Annotated in this window: 18 protein-coding genes; 8 read left to right on the top strand and 10 right to left on the bottom strand. The window is 36.6% G+C overall.

Translation table 11 applies throughout. The features are described from left to right. Window positions 1–2 precede the first annotated feature (2 nt). From GQF63_RS17705 to GQF63_RS17680, 6 genes are all read left to right on the top strand, one after another. The gene (locus tag GQF63_RS17705) at window positions 3–1,475 is read left to right on the top strand and encodes a phytoene desaturase family protein (protein WP_160370581.1); all 1,473 of its coding nucleotides are present in this window, start codon (window positions 3–5) and stop codon (window positions 1,473–1,475) included. A 4-nt stretch (window positions 1,476–1,479) separates the two neighbouring features. Continuing rightward, window positions 1,480–2,316, top strand: coding sequence for a phytoene/squalene synthase family protein (locus GQF63_RS17700; protein ID WP_160370580.1), 837 nt, complete (start codon window positions 1,480–1,482; stop codon window positions 2,314–2,316). Window positions 2,317–2,423: 107 nt separating this feature from the next. Beyond that, window positions 2,424–2,801: a hypothetical protein gene (locus tag GQF63_RS17695; protein ID WP_212592643.1), complete on the top strand. Its 378-nt coding sequence runs from the start codon at window positions 2,424–2,426 to the stop codon at window positions 2,799–2,801. Between the two features lie 33 nt (window positions 2,802–2,834). Further along, window positions 2,835–3,296, top strand: coding sequence for an SRPBCC family protein (locus GQF63_RS17690; RefSeq protein ID WP_160370579.1), 462 nt, complete (start codon window positions 2,835–2,837; stop codon window positions 3,294–3,296). Between the two features lie 4 nt (window positions 3,297–3,300). Continuing rightward, window positions 3,301–3,759 carry a sterol desaturase family protein gene (locus GQF63_RS17685; RefSeq protein ID WP_160370578.1) on the top strand — a complete coding sequence of 153 codons (459 nt, stop codon included), beginning with the start codon at window positions 3,301–3,303 and terminating at the stop codon, window positions 3,757–3,759. Beyond that, window positions 3,756–4,490, top strand: a complete 735-nt coding sequence (locus GQF63_RS17680; protein ID WP_160370577.1) for a lycopene cyclase domain-containing protein — start codon at window positions 3,756–3,758, stop codon at window positions 4,488–4,490. The genes GQF63_RS17685 and GQF63_RS17680 overlap by 4 nt, the downstream gene beginning before the upstream one ends. A gap of 137 nt (window positions 4,491–4,627) precedes the next feature. Here GQF63_RS17680 and GQF63_RS17675 read toward each other — a convergent pair whose 3' ends face one another. After that, window positions 4,628–5,599 carry a helix-turn-helix transcriptional regulator gene (locus GQF63_RS17675; protein ID WP_160370576.1) on the bottom strand — a complete coding sequence of 324 codons (972 nt, stop codon included), beginning with the start codon at window positions 5,597–5,599 and terminating at the stop codon, window positions 4,628–4,630. A 287-nt stretch (window positions 5,600–5,886) separates the two neighbouring features. Here GQF63_RS17675 and GQF63_RS17670 point away from each other — a divergent pair, with 287 nt between their 5' ends. Both GQF63_RS17670 and GQF63_RS17665 read left to right on the top strand, forming a co-directional pair. Continuing rightward, window positions 5,887–7,512 (top strand): TonB-dependent siderophore receptor, encoded by a 1,626-nt coding sequence (locus tag GQF63_RS17670; protein WP_160370575.1) that lies wholly within the window; start codon window positions 5,887–5,889, stop codon window positions 7,510–7,512. A gap of 62 nt (window positions 7,513–7,574) precedes the next feature. Continuing rightward, complete coding sequence (locus GQF63_RS17665; protein WP_160370574.1) at window positions 7,575–8,774, top strand: PepSY-associated TM helix domain-containing protein; 1,200 nt, start codon at window positions 7,575–7,577, stop codon at window positions 8,772–8,774. Between the two features lie 438 nt (window positions 8,775–9,212). Here the strand turns inward: GQF63_RS17665 and GQF63_RS17660 are convergent, their stop codons facing one another. The 9 genes from GQF63_RS17660 to GQF63_RS17620 form a co-directional block, all read right to left on the bottom strand. Then, window positions 9,213–9,986, bottom strand: a complete 774-nt coding sequence (locus tag GQF63_RS17660) for a hypothetical protein (protein WP_160370573.1) — start codon at window positions 9,984–9,986, stop codon at window positions 9,213–9,215. A 24-nt stretch (window positions 9,987–10,010) separates the two neighbouring features. After that, a complete protein-coding gene (traN, locus tag GQF63_RS17655; RefSeq protein ID WP_160370572.1) occupies window positions 10,011–10,835 on the bottom strand; it encodes a conjugative transposon protein TraN in 825 nt (274 codons plus the stop codon). A gap of 9 nt (window positions 10,836–10,844) precedes the next feature. Then, a complete protein-coding gene (traM, locus tag GQF63_RS17650) occupies window positions 10,845–12,071 on the bottom strand; it encodes a conjugative transposon protein TraM (protein ID WP_160370571.1) in 1,227 nt (408 codons plus the stop codon). Further along, entirely contained in the window at window positions 12,061–12,480 is a 420-nt protein-coding gene (locus GQF63_RS17645; RefSeq protein ID WP_160370570.1) for a hypothetical protein, read from the bottom strand. Before GQF63_RS17645 ends, traM begins: the two co-directional genes overlap by 11 nt. Continuing rightward, window positions 12,480–13,079, bottom strand: coding sequence for a conjugative transposon protein TraK (gene traK, locus GQF63_RS17640; protein WP_246163607.1), 600 nt, complete (start codon window positions 13,077–13,079; stop codon window positions 12,480–12,482). Before traK ends, GQF63_RS17645 begins: the two co-directional genes overlap by 1 nt. A 35-nt stretch (window positions 13,080–13,114) precedes the next feature. Beyond that, window positions 13,115–14,308, bottom strand: a complete 1,194-nt coding sequence (traJ, locus tag GQF63_RS17635; protein ID WP_160370568.1) for a conjugative transposon protein TraJ — start codon at window positions 14,306–14,308, stop codon at window positions 13,115–13,117. A gap of 24 nt (window positions 14,309–14,332) precedes the next feature. After that, window positions 14,333–14,959 (bottom strand): TerB family tellurite resistance protein, encoded by a 627-nt coding sequence (locus GQF63_RS17630; RefSeq protein WP_160370567.1) that lies wholly within the window; start codon window positions 14,957–14,959, stop codon window positions 14,333–14,335. Next, complete coding sequence (locus tag GQF63_RS17625) at window positions 14,949–15,602, bottom strand: hypothetical protein (RefSeq protein WP_160370566.1); 654 nt, start codon at window positions 15,600–15,602, stop codon at window positions 14,949–14,951. The genes GQF63_RS17630 and GQF63_RS17625 overlap by 11 nt, the downstream gene beginning before the upstream one ends. A gap of 166 nt (window positions 15,603–15,768) precedes the next feature. Continuing rightward, window positions 15,769–16,296 (bottom strand): hypothetical protein, encoded by a 528-nt coding sequence (locus GQF63_RS17620; protein WP_160370565.1) that lies wholly within the window; start codon window positions 16,294–16,296, stop codon window positions 15,769–15,771. Between the last annotated feature and the right edge of the window lie 4 nt (window positions 16,297–16,300).

The following is a 16,300-nucleotide window of genomic DNA, read 5'->3' as shown; positions in this document are numbered from 1 at the left end:
CTATGAAAAAGAAAATCGCAGTGATTGGATCGGGTTTTTCGGGAATGTCGGCCGCTTCTTATTTAGCGAAAGCTGGTAATGAAGTTCATGTTTTTGAAAAGCACAGCGGACCAGGAGGTAGAGCAAGACAGTTTTCAACTGATCAAGGGTTTGTATTTGACATGGGTCCAAGTTGGTATTGGATGCCCGATATTATAGAAAATTTTTTTGCTGATTTTGGATATACGGGTAATGATTTCTTTAAGTTGATTTCTTTAAGTCCACAATTTGAGATCATTTTTTCAGACCAGAAAATTGAAGTTCCTAAAGATTTGAGTGAATTAATTTCAGTATTCGAAGGAATGGAAAAAGGAGCAGGTAAACAATTGCAAAAGTTTATGCACGATGCAAAATTCAAATATACTGTAGGTATGCAAAATTTTGTAAACAAACCTTGCCACAACTGGAAAGAATTTATTTCTCCGCAACTCATAAAAAGTGCTTTAAAATTGAACTTACTTACTGATTTCAGATCTTATGTTTCCAAGTATTTTAAATCTGATAAATTAAGAACCATAATGGAATTTCCCGTTATTTTCCTGGGCGCTTCCCCTAAGGCTATTCCAGCATTATATAGTTTGATGAATTATGGAGGATATGCATTGGGAACTCATTATCCAATGGGCGGTTTTTACCAATTGGTCTTAGCCATGAAATTAGTTGCAGAAAAACTTGGAGCAACATTTCATTTTAATCATACTGTAGAAAGTATAAATGTTGAAAAAGGAAAAGTAACATCTTTGAAAATTAATGGTGAATGCTCTGACTTTGATTTTGTCATAGCATCTTCAGACTATCATCATACTGAGACATTATTGCCTATAGCTTTCAGAAATTATGATGAGTCGTATTGGGGTAAAAAAACTTTTGCTCCTTCCAGCCTAATATATTATTTAGGAATAAATGAGAAGCTTCCCAATCTCAAACATCATACCCTTTTCTTTGAGAACCAATTAGACGAACATATTGACTGCATTTATGAAGAAAAAATGTGGCCTGAAAACCCTTTATTTTATGTTTGTTGTCCTTCAAAAACAGATAAATCAGTAGCTCCTAGAGGCAAGGAAAATTTATTTTTACTGATGCCCTTGGCTATATCAATAAATGATGAGGAATTCATAAGGGAAAAATACTTATCGAAAATGCTGCTTAGAATTGAAAAGCATACAGGTGTAAAGGATATTAGGTCAAAAATCGAATATAAAAAAAGCTATTGTGTAAGTGACTTTATATCGGATTATAATGCTTATGGAGGAAATGCATATGGATTGGCTAACACCCTAGGTCAAACTGCTGTTCTTAAGCCTAAAATTAGAAATAAAAAATTGAACAATTTATTTTATGCAGGCCAATTAACGGTTCCTGGTCCCGGAGTTCCTCCATCAATAATTTCTGGGAAAGTTGTAGCAAATCAAATAATTAACTCCAAATTCTGACAGCATGAAACAGCTATTTGACGAACTTTCTTATTCTGTAAGTAAGATTACTACCCAAAAATATAGCACTAGCTTTTCTCTAGGTATTTTAGCCCTTAAGCCATCAATTAGGTCAGCTATTTATGCTATATATGGCTACGTACGTTTAGCAGATGAAATCGTGGATAGCTTTCATGATTATGATAAAAGTAACTTATTAAAGCGTTTGAAAATTGAAACTGAAACAGCCTTATTGGAAAAGATTTCTTTAAATCCTATTTTACAATCATTCCAAGAAACTGTTCATAAATATGGAATTGAAAGAAATCTTATAGACCAATTTCTCCACAGTATGGAAATGGATTTAAATCAGGTCTCTTATAACTCAGACCTTTATAATGAATATATTTTTGGTTCAGCTGAAGTTGTAGGGTTGATGTGTTTGCAGGTATTTACGGAAGGAAACAAAGAGCAATACAGCGAGTTGAAACCCTATGCAATGAAATTAGGTTCTGCATTTCAGAAAATTAATTTTTTAAGGGATTTAAAAGAAGATTATCACATTTTGGGGAGAACCTATTTTCCGAACATAGATATGAAAGTCTTCGACAATAATGTGAAATGTGAAATTGAATCAGAAATTGAATCAGAATTTAAAGAAGCTTTAATCGGCATTAAAAAATTACCAAGCTCTTCTATTTTTGGCGTGTATCTGGCCTTTAAATATTATTTATCTCTATTCAAAAAAATTAAAAGTAAATCTTCCAAAGATATTTTGAATTCCAGGGTTAGGGTTGCTAATTCAGAAAAAGCGTACGTAGCATTTAAAAGTTATATAAGGTATAAAGCGGCTTGTTTGTAATGAAATTAATCATTTTACTAGTATCTACCATTCTGAACCTTCATTCATTTGAATTGGATGAAGTCCGATCAAATTACAACGTATTTGTCTCGGACAAAGAATTATGTATGGAAACTATTACCGTTCTGAAAAAATTAAAGGATAATTCTGCAATTCACTTAGGTTATCTGGGTGGTTTGCAAACTATTTGGGCAAATCATGTTATGAGTCCATTTACCAAACTAGAAACCTTTAAAGCAGGGAAAAAAAACATTGAATTAGCGATAAAATCTGAACCTGAAAATGTGGAATTAAGGTTTATCAGATTATCTGTACAGAAAAATGCCCCTTCTTTTTTAGGTTATCGTTCGAATATTGAAAGTGACAAAAACTTTATTTTGAAAAATTTTAAAAATATTAATAGCGAAAAATTGAAAATATTAATTTACAATTTCTTCAAGAATGTTAATATGCTGACCAAAGAGGAATATAATTTTATAAGCTAAATAAGTTAACACATCAATATATAACAAAGGGTTATGAAGCATCGGTATAATAAACAGCAACAACTATACTGCAATATTGAAACAGCTTGGGAGTTTTTCTCTTCCCCTTTGAATTTGGAGAAAATAACACCAAAAGATCTTGGTTTTAGGGTTTTATCGAAAATCAAAAATCAAGAAATTTATGAGGGGATGATCATTGATTATATTGTTTCTCCGATAATGCATATTCCTTTGAAATGGAAAACAGAGATTACGCAGCTTGAAAAATTGAAAAGTTTTACTGATTTTCAACTAGAGGGTCCTTATGAGTATTGGAATCATTACCATGAGTTTATCCCAAATTCCCATGGGGTACTTATGCGAGATACGGTAGATTATGAATTACCCTGGGGATTATTAGGAAATATTGCACATCGGTTGTTTGTCAAAAAGAAATTGGATTATATTTTTAATTTTCGGCACCAGGTATTAGAGGAAAAATTTTCAAAAATTTAGCATTATGAACTTCATACTTACTGTGATAACATTTATACTTATGGAAGGGGCCACTTGGCTTATCCACAAATATGTAATGCATGGCTTTTTATGGGTATTGCACAAAGACCACCATGATCACAGTACTGAGGGTCCTTTAGAAAAGAATGACTATTTCTTCTTTATTTTTGCTCTTCCAACAATCGCTTTGATGTACTTTGGATCATTGCATGATTTCAATTCACTTTTTTATATAGGATTGGGCATAATGTTGTATGGTATGTGTTATTTCTTTGTACATGATTTATTTATCCATCAAAGGCTTAAAATATTTACACATACTAGAAATCCCTATTTTTTAGCGCTCCGAAGAGCACATAAGCAACATCATAAACATACTGGGAAAGAAGATGGTGAATGTTTCGGATTTCTTTATGTTCCTATAAAATATTTCAAAATGTTTTTTAATCCAGCAGGGAAATGATACAATATACTTATGCTTTAATTTTATTCCTCACGGTCATCATTTGCTTTATTGCATCGTTTGATTCTCGGATAAAATTTTTCCTATATTTTGGTCCTTTTTTGAAGGCAGCGTTATTAGTTGCTATCCCTTTTATAGCATGGGATGTATGGTTCACCGCACAGGGGGTCTGGTGGTTCAACACAGATTATACCCTAGGTCTTATTTTGGCGGGATTACCGTTGGAGGAATGGCTTTTTTTTATTTTTATTCCTTTTTCCTGTGTTTTTACTTATTTCTGTTTTGATAAATTTTTTCAATTGGAATGGCTTGAAGGCTTTAGTAATTTAATTGTATTTGTCACAGTTATTATTTGCGCATTAGTAGCTTTAGCCAATTATGACAAGATTTACACTTTAGTAACTTGTATAGCAACCTTGGGCACGCTAATCTATCTCCATTTTTTTGTACGTGCTCATTGGATTGGAAAAGCAACTTTTGTTTACTTGGTTTTGATGTTGGGATTTTTCCCGGTAAACGGAGTTTTGACCGGCACGGGTTTGGAGAGCCCTATTGTAAATTATAACCCAGGTGATTTTTTGGGAATAAGGATGTTCACCATTCCGGTTGAGGATGCTGTATATGGTTTTACTCAGTTCCTTTTAGTGTTGCAGTTTTTTCAGTACTTCAAACAAAAGTCATCACCTAAAGGAGTACAACATTGCTCTGTTAATAGAAGCTGCGAAGGTTAAATACTTTAAGTATCATGTTAAATAAAATTTAATCCACCCCAACCGACCCCTTATTTGGATAGGTGAAGAATTGATTGATCTTTAAGTACATCAATAATTAGGCATCAGATTTCTCTGAGCTTAGTCGCAAACCAATTCTAAGGTAATAATTCTCTACGAGTATGGCTAGGCAACTCCCTATAATATCGTAAATACACTTGTGTAAAATGATGGGGATATTTAAACCCACATATAAAAGCTATTTCTTTAATATCCATTTTAGAATTCATGAGCAAATCATGTGCGTAATCAAGACGTTTTTTTCTAACATAACTAATAACTGTATCGTCAAAAAGATCTTTAAATCCTTTCTTCAATTTAAATTCATTTATTCCATAAAGACGAGATATTGATTTAAGATGCAATTCTTTATGGAAATTTGAATCTAAATAATTTTTGATATTGTATAAAATCTTTTTATCCTCGGTTCTCCATTTTTCTACTTTTTTGATAGGCTCAGATTCTTTAAATACCGAAAATATTAATTCCAGTGCTTTTACTCTAGCAAAATCCTTTGCAAAATCTAGTGAATATGAGTGGTATAAAAGTTCATCTATAAGTCTATTTTGGGCCGGTTTTATTTGCGAACAGAAGAATGCATACTTTCGCAGAATATTTTGAAATTTAATTGCCTCATTGCAGATTCCTTGTGAGTCTAAAAATTTCATTAAATGAATTTCATTAATAAAAATATCAAGGACTTTTCGCGAAGATGTAAATTGTATTTCTGCTTTAGCTATCGGAAAACACAAAAATTGGTAATGGCAATTGGGAATATTAATAGAATAGTTGTTATTACTCAAAAACAATGAATTACCCTCGATTTGGAACTGGATTTTTAGTAGAGATTTATCGCTTGAAATAAGAAGACTAAAAGGCTTTTTCAAATTCCATTCTTGATAGCAAATAGTTATTCCGTTGAGACAGGAATATTGCAAAAAACCTTCTACCCATTCATTATTCAAAATAATTCGTTGAGATGCATAACCTGCATTGCTGTGACTTGGCGGGTTTCCCAATAGAGAAATAATATCTGCTCCGTAAAACCTTTTTAACGTAACTGCTCTCAAGTAATCCTTATTTTGATATAATTAATCCCTTTTATGATATCGAAGATAATTCAAATATAATATTTTTGCATCGTTATTTATAATTATTCTAAATAAATGGGCTGCCCAGTAACCCGAGGACAGCGAACGAAATTTTCAATATAGAGCGAATTGAAGTATTAAAGGGCCCCTCTGCAACATTGTTTGGTGCCCAGGTGACATCATATGGCGGTGTAGTTAATTCGGTTACAAAAAAACCTTTCGAATCTTTCCGGGGAGAGGTTGGTTATACGACCGGAAGTTGGGGAATGAATCGTATTACAGCAGACATAAATACTCCGTTAAACTCTGACCGTACTGCTCTGGCAAGATTTAATATAATGGGAAGTACTCAAAATGGTTTCCAAGATGCCGGAAAACAAAAAGCATTGGGATTCGCTGGTAGTTTGCTTTTTAAACCAAACGACCGAACTACTGTGAGTTTTGATGCGGATGTTAATGTTCCAGAAAAAACATTATTGGCTTACATAAGAAGTACTGAGAAATTAAGCTACGGCACTATGGATAAGGTACCTTTACCATACCACCGTGCTTTATTAAGTGATGATATTACCACCTCACGCGCAAATATGAATATAAGCACTGAATTGGAATATAAACTATCTGAACGATGGGTGTCCAGAACTTCTTACCAATTTAATCAAAGTGGGGATAAGGAATCTATCTTCTTTGTACCCACTTATCTAAATGACAATCAAATTCTCCGTCGCTATCGTATTTTCGATCGCTACAACATGACGTACAATTCCCTACAACAAAATTTCATTGGTGATTACTTCCTTGGTAAAATAAAAAATACGATGGTCGTTGGAGCTGATTATTCACTTTACAATAATACGGATCAAAGTATGTCACCAGCTTTCTTGACATTTGATACGGTAGGTATTACAGATCCTTTTTGGCAGCCTATTTCACGAGCTGACATAGAAAAATCTCGTGCAGCTCAAAGTTCAGGGGATTCATATAATAGAACAGGTTATAAGAATTTAAGCACCTATTTATCTAATGTTACTAACATTTCAGATCAGCTATTTGTGATGCTGAGTTTGAGTTTAAACCATTACATGAACAATGACTCTTATAGTTTCACACCAAATAAGGACCCCAAAAAAGCTATTGGAAAAACCGTTGAGGGATATGAGCAGACTTCATTATCACCTAAATTTGGACTTGTATACCAACCAATTAAAGGTCAGCTTTCCATATTTGCAAACTACATGAATAGTTTTAAAAATATGGCCTCATCTCAAGGCTTACCGAGTGACGAAGATTTAAGTCTTGAGCCAGTTATCATGAATTGGAAACCAGAACAAGCAAACCAATATGAACTTGGGGCAAAAGGAGAATTCTTTAATGGAAAAATCAACACCAGTCTAAGTTATTACAATATTGATGTTACTAATACATTACGATTAGTTGCTGAGGGGGTAAGTGTTCAGGATGGGAAATTAAGAAGTCGAGGTGTCGAATTTGATTTAATTGCTAATCCAATTAAGGGATGGAATATTATTTTAGGGTATGGCTATAATGATAATAAATATATTAAAAGCATTGAATCTAACATGAACAAACGAAAAAACTGGGCCCCAAAAAATGTGGCCAACATCTGGACTTCTTATAAGTTCTTAAATGGAAGTCTTGAGGGATTCGGTTTAGGTGCTGGATTAAACTATGTCGACAAAGTGTATTTAGATGTTCAGGAAGTATTTGCTGTACCTTCTTATACAGTTATAAATGCGACCGCTTTCTACGATAAGCCAAAATACCGCCTTGGTATAAAGTTGAATAATTTAGGAGACATCAAATATTGGGATTTTTACGGCAAGCCACAAAAGCCTTTTGAGATCTTAGCGAATTTATCATTTAAGTTCTAGTAAATACCCTTAATAATATTTTCTGGGCAGCGCAGGTTGCCCAGTCTCATCAATTAAAAGATATGAAAGATTTTAAATTAAGGTCAACAGGGCGTGCTGCACCAAGTGAAGTTCCACCTAAAAAAAAGGGGAGGACTTTGTTTTCTAGATTGAATGCATGGCTTCACTTATGGCCGAGCCTTGTTTCTGGAATCATCTTAGTAATTGTATGTCTTTCTGGTACGCTCATAGTTTACTGTGATGAAATTTTGGAATTTAATGCTGGCGAGGCAAAATATGTAACGATTGGAAAGGAAAAAGCCACAGCCGAAGAGATTATTTCCTCCGTGCATCGTTTAGATCCAAAATTCCAGCTTTCTCAGCTTGTCTTTTTTCAAGAACCAAATCGCAGCATTCGTATTCGGGCTTTTCATAAAGACAGTAGAAAACTAACATTTCTTTATGTAGACCCTTACACTGCTGAGGTATTACATGTTGATCATTATGCTCATTTTTTCTATGTTACCGCGCATCTTCATGCATCTTTATTAGCAGGTAAAATTGGACACTGGATTGTTACAATCTCTACTATTATCTTTCTATTGGGTTGTATTACCGGTCTTATACTTTGGTGGCCTAAAAGGTGGAACAAAAAATCGGTTCAAGATTCCTTTACCATAAAATGGAAATCTAAGTTCAAGCGATTAAATTACGATTTACACAATGTCTATGGCTTTTACTCGCTCCTATTATGCTTTATCCTAAGTTTAACGGGCATTATGATTTTCTTTCATTCATTTGGCGAAATAATTAGCAAATCTTTGGGAGGTTCGTCGGGTCATTTAGAGGAAAGCCTACCGGAAGCGGTTGCTAATATGCCGTCTTTGGATATCGCAAGCTTCGCCTATAGAGCATTACAAGACCACCCAGACAAGAAGAATGCTGCAATATGGGTTTATAATCTAGATAAGGTCGGAGCATATGTAATCAATCTTGGGATATCAGGTCTAAAGAGTACAGAAAATTTAGATTTTGTTGCATACAATAAGTATACAGGTGAACAATTAATTATTCAGAGGCCTTATGCCATCCATGAAAAAGTGGAGAATACTATTTGGCAATTACATATGGGGCAATGGTGGGGCCAGTTTGGTAAGTTCTCCACATTCTTAGCCGGCGTTATTGGCACCTCCTTGCCCATTACAGGTTTCATTATTTGGTGGGGTAGAAGAAAGAAAAAGTCATCGACATCCTTAAAAAATATTATTAAGCCCCCACTATAAATGAGTTTTTTATAATATCCTCAATTCAGAAGTAAATAATTCACCCGCAAATTTTATCTTTTCAGATTCTGAATATATAGGCATAAAGGACAAATTTTGGCCCATTTTAAATTTGATGCAGATAAAGCATACTGTTTAGAACGGGCCAAATGATATTTGGCTACCTTGATCATTTCGATATGATGGGAGGTAACGAAGATATCCATGAGCATCTAGATCAATAATGCATTGGTAATAGGTGCCCAATGAAACCCTTGCTGCTCGAGCACCTTCATTAGCGAACATTCGAAATGGAGAGCAGTACTCTTTATTGTGCCATCGCTCAAAAACAGCAATAAATACTGCCAAGTGAGATTTTCCTATTCTTGGGTCTTTGCTGGATTTTAGAAAAAAGTGTTGTAAAATATTAATTACCTCAGATCTGTCCATCTATTGTCGTTATATCTTTTTTCCTTTATTTTGCGTTTTATCTGCGTGGTGATTCTTTAGTTCTTCCGGATCAATCTTATTAGACTGATTTTGCGATTTTATTTCAGCTCTTTGGTTTAGGTTTTCAGATACAAACTCCAGTCGCATCTGACCATCGTATATAGCCACTGATTTAAATTTAGGATTTGCCTCTATAGATACGTTTCTTGGTCCCTGTTCTAAAAGGAAGGTTACCTCATGCCTATTCCCACGTTGAAGTGAGGAGATAAGATATGCTTTGTTATCTTCATATTGTAGCTCTTGGATAGGAAACTTTTTCAGCTCTCTATCTAGGTCGAAGCCGTAGTTATCATGAAATTGGCGGAATTTTTTGTTACCTTCCAAATCCATGGTCTTAAAGTCGAGCTGAACCCATGCTCGGTATCGATCGCCATCTTTGCTTGTTAGCTCTTTATGAACAGCTCTTCCATGCATTAGATTATAAGCTTCTTTGAGTGTAAAGCGATCTCTTCCATTCACATAGAAGCGTTGCTTGAGTTCCTTCTGTGTGGATTTGTTGGTTACCTTCAAATCATAAGCGTTAAAGAAATACATATCAGATTGTTTAGATCGAGAAAACCTAATCTGAGCTGCAATTCGTTCTGCGTCGTCCTCTTTTTTAAAATTCAAAGTAAATTGATCTTTTCCTCTTTTCATGGCCTTCTGTAGGTTTGAATCCATCCCCTCTCCAAACCCGCTATACAATAGCTGATCCTTGAGGTATTCATAGTTTTTCTGGTTCATAGGATTTTTCCTTTCTAAAATTTATTATAATGGTGTAGCTTTTAGTAGGTGTTTATTTTTGATAATGAGTTGTTGGTGCCGAGCACCGTTATCCTCCCACAGTTGCAGCCTTAATTCTTTTACTTTACTTAAGGTCAATTTACTTGTGACCATAACAACCGACTTCTTTGATCGGCTATTTAGGCGTTTAGCATCTCCTAAAATATATAGGGGGGGGACTTCTATCTCTTGGAAAGCTCCACGTTTTGCGCGCCTGGAGTCGCACATATGGAGGGCTAGTCGGCTAACATCAAAAGGTATATAGCTTTTGTTTGTCAATGTAAAATTGAAATACATATGGTCCTTATTGATATAGATTCCATTCAGTTGGACCGCTATCTTTTGGTATTCGGTATTTATGGATATGTTCGGTTGGAAATTTTGTATGGCCAGATAAGCAAAATTGCGAAAGGCTTCTTGATTGTTGTCTAGGGTATCTATGGAAGCTGGTTTTAAGGAGGTGTCGATTTCCAAAGCCATCCGAGTAGGTTGATGTGCATAGCAAACCATGAAGACATGCAGAGTACCATCATCGCACAGCACAGAAAGATTGGTGTGTTTAAAATTAGCTTTTACTGATTTTATCTGTAAAAGATCTGAGGCTACTGCAGAACGTTGAGCGAGAATCTCTGCACTTCCACGATCGATCTGAACGATTTCACGTCCGAAGAGAACACTGGTGGTCTGATTCTCATTGATCTTTAGGGTATCGTGATGAATATGAAATTTCGTTGGTTGGTGAGGCTGCCCGTAGCACAGCATCGCTTTTATCGAAAGCAAAAAAACCAGGATTATAATTATTTTTTTCATAATTGATGATTATTTGAAGTTTGATATGTCCTTAAGTAGGATGCGGTAGTCTGACCCAAGTTCAACTTTTATCAATTTAGCTTTTTTGGAAAAGAGAGATTTTGCAACTTGGATACCGGCATTGGCTGCTTCTGCTACTATGGCAGACTGCATATTGTGTCCAAGTCCTAAAGACTGAACCGACTGGTCAGCAGAATTAACGATTACATCTCTTTCGAGCATTTCCGGCAGGTAGATCCCTGGAATTCCATCCATGTCATGCACATCGAGCTTAGTGGATATAATGTGACCTGCAAGGTTAATCTGGTTCACACTTACGCGCATTCTCTCTCCAGTAATTTGAACCGTACCGTACACAAAGCTGCCTTTAGGTACGGTTAAGTTTCTTATCTGACAGTCATCAAGTAGCCTAAGCTTTAAAGTTGAGCCATTTCCCACAGTCTGATTTCCATGTACTACTGCGGAAACGGCGTTTCTAGATTGATGGGAAAAGGAAAATGTTGTGGAATTGAAAGCAGTTTCGCTGAGTGAGTCTCGGTCGACTTGGGAGATCAATGTAGAGTTCATATTGCCATTATCACTTTGCCTCCTTTGGGGTTCTTGAATGTTCGTTACATCTTGGGGTTCTGTTGGTCCTTGGATTTTGATTATCTTATCGAGCATGATATTTAGCTGTTCTATTTCAGGGTCATGCTGTGACAAAGGCATTGGGGCATTGGAAAGATGAGGTGCAGATAATGAAGCTTCATAGTTGACTTCATTCAGCTGAGAATTTTCTATATGTTTTTTTATCGGTAAATCCTTACCGTGCAAATCAGAATCGTGCACTTGGTTTAGGCTACGGTCAAGTTCAGCCAATTTATCATACAGCTGCTTTTCATACCCTTGGAATTGTGGGGTTTGAGCAGCATATTGGTCACCGGCAGGATATACCTCCTCCATCCGCTCTCCCCACCTACCCAAAATGCTCTCAAAGCTGTTCTGCTGGTCCGCACTATCTTTATCAACATTACGGTAAAGATCCCATTTGGACATTTCCCGTTCTTTGTTTAGATCGGTTGAAGGCAGTTGTAGGAGACCCTCTGATTCATCTTGAACGCCTTGCTTGGAGGAAGGCGCTAATCGCAATGACCAAAATATCAAACAGATAAAGGGCAAACAGAGGATTGGAAGGACCAATAAAAGTTTTCTATTGTTCTTTGTAATGGGCTTAAAGAAATATTTTTTAAAATTCATGCTCAAGTATTTTATAGTTAAACAATATTAATTTGGCACTATCTAGTAATCCCGGATGTTTCTTCATGATGCTATCGAGTTTGGATCTCCCTGCTACCGAATGGCTTAGACTATCCATGTATTGGCAGAATTGTTGGATTCGGAGGTATTCCAGTCCCGCTTTAGGAACAGAATTCATAGCGGGGAAAAAACTGTGAATTCCATTTCGTTTGGGAGTCTCCACAATAATGGGTTCGTACATTTTTGTGCTGGTAAAAAATAAATGGCTATAGACCAACAGGATCAAGAAGCTGAGCATTAAGGATATTCTAAGCAGCGGTTTACTGTAGTTAGCCTTAATGACAACAGGAAGTTTCTTTTCAACTATCCTCTTCAATTGGCTAGTATTTAAGAACATTAGTTTTTTCATCAGTATCTAGATTTAGTAGAGAGATCTCTGTTTATTATGGTTCGCCAGCGTTCGATGAGAAAGCCGTGTGGGTTGTTGTCACTTCTTGAAATCCGTCGTAAGTATCCTTCGGTGACCAGCTCTCGCATAGTTAAGCTTTTAGGTCTTACGATCCGCTGGGTTGCGAAGCATCGGAATTTATGTGGATACCCTTCTATGTCGACCTGAATGCTGTCTACTAGGATAGTCTGATTTACATTCCCTGAAATTACGCTGGCGTAAAAACCATTTTCCTGCAGATCATCATAAATTCGCTTTGCACTTAAATCGGCCAGGTATAATGCTTTCTGTAGGTTGTGCGTTATTGCTTTCTCGTCAGGGTCAAGGGTGAAAAAATACTGGTGGAAGCTTCTTATATGCTCTCGAGCTTCCACAGGAATATTATCTCTAGTACTGGAGGCAAATACCTGGAAGGCCTTACCGTTTGCCAGCACGTATATACGGTCCTGGGTTCTAGACAATAGGCGGTAACCTAGAGTCATGCTTACGATTAAAAGCAGCAGGCTTGAGACGATGACTAAAACAACAACATTCCGAAGCTGGCGAAATGCGGTATCCATATTTTTAATTTTGCTGAACATATCTATTAATTATTTCAGGAATTTCCTTTCATTCTTTCGCTCATGAAATAGGAATCATTTTTAGTTGCGCTGTCCAGTTTATGGGGCTCTGCTGTTCCTCGGAATGAGCTGGCCATATGATTAACTGTTTGCTGCGCTCCCACTATGGTTGCCCCTGCCGCTCCCCCTACTGCTGCTGCACCGGCACTAGCCGTTGTAGTGAAGGTGTTGGATACTAACCTGCTGTAAGCATCACCCATTCCAACATTTACAATATAGCTGGCCACAGCAGGAACTGTAAAATATCCCACGATACCTATAATTAAGAAGATGAGGTAAGCCATATCGGTACGGCTGAAAAAGGTATCTCCAACCTCTTGAATCTGGGTTAGGTCAATTTTGAGCATGTTCTCTTGGATGCGGCCGATTATACTTCCGAAAATATTAGCTACAGGCAACCAAAGAAACACCTGTATGTATCGAGCTAGCCAGCTATGGAGTAAATGGGTGAATCCATCAAAGACGCACAATCCAAATACTAATGGCCCAAGTATAGCCATAACGATAAGTTGAAAAGTTCGCAGGGTATTAATACAAAGAGCTGCAGCATGGAAGAGAATTGCTAAGATTTCACTCAGCCATTCTTTCACACTATTTCGAAAGGCATAGGAGGCTTTGGCCATTGCGAACTTGATATCATTGCCCACACCTTCGAGCACCCCTTCTTGTGATGGTGCTTCATCATAGGTATACTTGTACCAGCGATCCCTATCTCCAGCTCCGTCATAGCCTACATACATTTGCCAAGCTTGGGTTGTCTTTATTTGTTCCTCTTTTAGGCGCAAGAGTTCATTTATTGCTTTATCAGATTTGCCAACCATCTGTGTAGTGGCTTTAACCACCGGTTCTAAAATGCCATTGATAAGAGACACTATCGCCGGAAAGAAAGCAATACAGAATCCTAGAACGAAAGGGCGAAATAAAGGATAGAAATCAATTGGCTCCGCTTGCGCAATATGACGCCATATGCGTAATCCAATATACCATAGAGCGGCAAAGCCAGCTATTGCTTGTCCTACGCCAATCAATCCACTGCAGAGCGGGATCATTTCCTGATAGAGTTGATTGAGCACTTGTTGAAGGCTTGCTATTTCTCCAGTTAAATCTTGAGATAAGCCTACAAATGGCATTAAGGTGAGTGGGAACAAGACTGATGATAATTTTCTCATAAGAATATTTTATTAATGGAGCTATTAGCGAATCAACCGTTTCATTGTACGCACGTCATTGAATTCCTTAAGTCGCTGAAGTATGATGAGCTGGCTCTGCGAATCAAATGCACTTAATGTTATCTGCCTTTGTTGTTGCTCTTCCAAGAGTGCATCAATAGCCTTAATCCTCTCGGCATCACTCATCCTAAGGCTACCATGGGCTAGCAGAACGGCGAGTTGTTCTAAGCTGTTAAGGCTTTCCTTTAAGAGCCTAGCATGGACTTGACTGATATAATGCAGCTCTTGCGGATCGAGACAGTCACTCATACTATAAGTAGAATAGGATCGTTTAGTCTGCTGTAGTAATTGAACCTGTAGCCTCAACAGCTCCGAGACTCCTTGATAATTCTTTACTACCGGGCTGACCTGGAGCAGACCATCTAAAAAGGTCTGATGCAAAGAGAAATTCCCTTGGGTAATATCTTTAACTGTCCCATAACCTTTCAATAGGATATTATATCCTCTTTTCATCTCTTGCAAAATTTCTTTGAATTGTGCTAATTTCTCTACATTCAATAGCAATTGCTTGACCTCGTGCTTCTGCGCAAAAGCCTTTATTGGGATCTGAAAAATCATTAGTAATAAGATCCATAAGAATTTATTCTTCATAACTCTCCTCCGTTAGTAGTCTTCTTAGATGAATCGTTTCTATTCTTTCCTCTTTCCGACTGGTTATCAGGATATTAAGTTGTTGAGTGAATTTTTTTAAAGCGATTAGGTCATCCTCAACCTCTGATAATAATCTATTTATGAAATCCATCCGTTGACGATCATTCATCGAAATCTGAGGATCTGAGTACGAAATATTGAGCTTGTCATAATATATTTTACTAGCAGTTGCAAATCGATATAATACCTGTTGAACATAAAATCTCTCTTGGTTTAGAAGAATGCCATCCCTTGCCAGTATTGCTGACTTCTGCAATAATATTGTGAATTGACGCCCGAGTCGATAGAATTTCTTCTTCTGATTTTCTTCCATGACACGCATCATACCGTAGCGTTGATTATCAAAGAAAATCCGGTGGAAGTTATGTTCTTCTTCCTTCCAGCTTCCTATTGATTTTAGCCCCGCCTGAATAATGCTATATCCGTTTTTAAGATAATCCTTGTAAAAACCGTTTGCTAAAATCTGTTGGATTAAGTACCGTTCCTGTGTACTTTTCTGTCTAAGCCATTCCGCGGTGGTTTGTCCTTTGGACAGCTGTCCTAGGCACACTAATAACCCGAAGAGGAGAAGTTTTATTTTCATTGTTTTATCCTATTTATCGATTCAGTACATTTTACGGAGCTGCTGGACCTCTTGTTCACTTTTTTTACGATTCAGTCGGAGCATGGTGTTTTGTTGGTTAAAAGCTTTCATATCTAGGTAATTTCTTTCTATCCGCTGGTGTGCTTGTTCTATAAGAATAATACGTTCAGCATCGGACATTTGAGTAAGGAATGATTCGACTATGAGGGATAACAAATCGAAATTCTCCAGGCAATCTTGAAGGATCCCTTGATGAACTTGTTGAATGAATGCTTTTTTCCGAAACGTTAAAGAGGGGTTCTTCAGCAAAACTATTCCATGCAATCCTATATTCCTGAAGTATGGATTTTTGTAGATCTGCCATTTGGGTAATCTTATGATAATACCTTATTACAGATTTTACTTTGTTGAGTTCTTTATAATAATTGCTATAGAGCTCCTTTTGTCGCTCTGACCATTCGCCTATTTCCTTCAGTCGCAGTTTGGACAATGAATTTTCAATTTCTTTTTGAGCATTCTGTAGCCAAATAGTTTGATTTTGCATGCGTTGAATCCTTAGATCCACAGCCTTTATTACTCTTTTTATTCCTGCTTGAATGATTTGAGCAATCGCTAGCTGGCCATATATATTGGTTACTGGGGTAAAAACTAAAATTCCTACCGTAAATAGTTGAAGAATCTTTATCTTTTTCATGTTT

This window comes from Sphingobacterium humi (assembly GCF_009768885.1).
Taxonomy (GTDB): Bacteria; Bacteroidota; Bacteroidia; order Sphingobacteriales; family Sphingobacteriaceae; genus Sphingobacterium; species Sphingobacterium humi.
Note: the sequence above shows the minus strand (reverse complement) of the source record. Positions and strands in the feature narration are given on the sequence as shown.

Excerpts from the sequence above, each read along its gene's own strand:
- GQF63_RS17705 (WP_160370581.1), top strand. The coding sequence starts at position 3 with ATGAAAAAGAAAATCGCAGTGATTGGATCGGGTTTTTCGGGAATGTCG.
- GQF63_RS17700 (WP_160370580.1), top strand. The coding sequence starts at position 1,480 with ATGAAACAGCTATTTGACGAACTTTCTTATTCTGTAAGTAAGATTACT.
- GQF63_RS17695 (WP_212592643.1), top strand. The coding sequence starts at position 2,424 with ATGGAAACTATTACCGTTCTGAAAAAATTAAAGGATAATTCTGCAATT.
- GQF63_RS17690 (WP_160370579.1), top strand. The coding sequence starts at position 2,835 with ATGAAGCATCGGTATAATAAACAGCAACAACTATACTGCAATATTGAA.
- GQF63_RS17685 (WP_160370578.1), top strand. The coding sequence starts at position 3,301 with ATGAACTTCATACTTACTGTGATAACATTTATACTTATGGAAGGGGCC.
- GQF63_RS17680 (WP_160370577.1), top strand. The coding sequence starts at position 3,756 with ATGATACAATATACTTATGCTTTAATTTTATTCCTCACGGTCATCATT.
- GQF63_RS17670 (WP_160370575.1), top strand. The coding sequence starts at position 5,887 with ATGAATCGTATTACAGCAGACATAAATACTCCGTTAAACTCTGACCGT.
- GQF63_RS17665 (WP_160370574.1), top strand. The coding sequence starts at position 7,575 with ATGAAAGATTTTAAATTAAGGTCAACAGGGCGTGCTGCACCAAGTGAA.
- GQF63_RS17660 (WP_160370573.1), bottom strand. The coding sequence starts at position 9,986 with ATGAACCAGAAAAACTATGAATACCTCAAGGATCAGCTATTGTATAGC.
- traN (WP_160370572.1), bottom strand. The coding sequence starts at position 10,835 with ATGAAAAAAATAATTATAATCCTGGTTTTTTTGCTTTCGATAAAAGCG.
- traM (WP_160370571.1), bottom strand. The coding sequence starts at position 12,071 with ATGAATTTTAAAAAATATTTCTTTAAGCCCATTACAAAGAACAATAGA.
- GQF63_RS17645 (WP_160370570.1), bottom strand. The coding sequence starts at position 12,480 with ATGAAAAAACTAATGTTCTTAAATACTAGCCAATTGAAGAGGATAGTT.
- traK (WP_246163607.1), bottom strand. The coding sequence starts at position 13,079 with ATGGATACCGCATTTCGCCAGCTTCGGAATGTTGTTGTTTTAGTCATC.
- traJ (WP_160370568.1), bottom strand. The coding sequence starts at position 14,308 with ATGAGAAAATTATCATCAGTCTTGTTCCCACTCACCTTAATGCCATTT.
- GQF63_RS17630 (WP_160370567.1), bottom strand. The coding sequence starts at position 14,959 with ATGAAGAATAAATTCTTATGGATCTTATTACTAATGATTTTTCAGATC.
- GQF63_RS17625 (WP_160370566.1), bottom strand. The coding sequence starts at position 15,602 with ATGAAAATAAAACTTCTCCTCTTCGGGTTATTAGTGTGCCTAGGACAG.
- GQF63_RS17620 (WP_160370565.1), bottom strand. The coding sequence starts at position 16,296 with ATGAAAAAGATAAAGATTCTTCAACTATTTACGGTAGGAATTTTAGTT.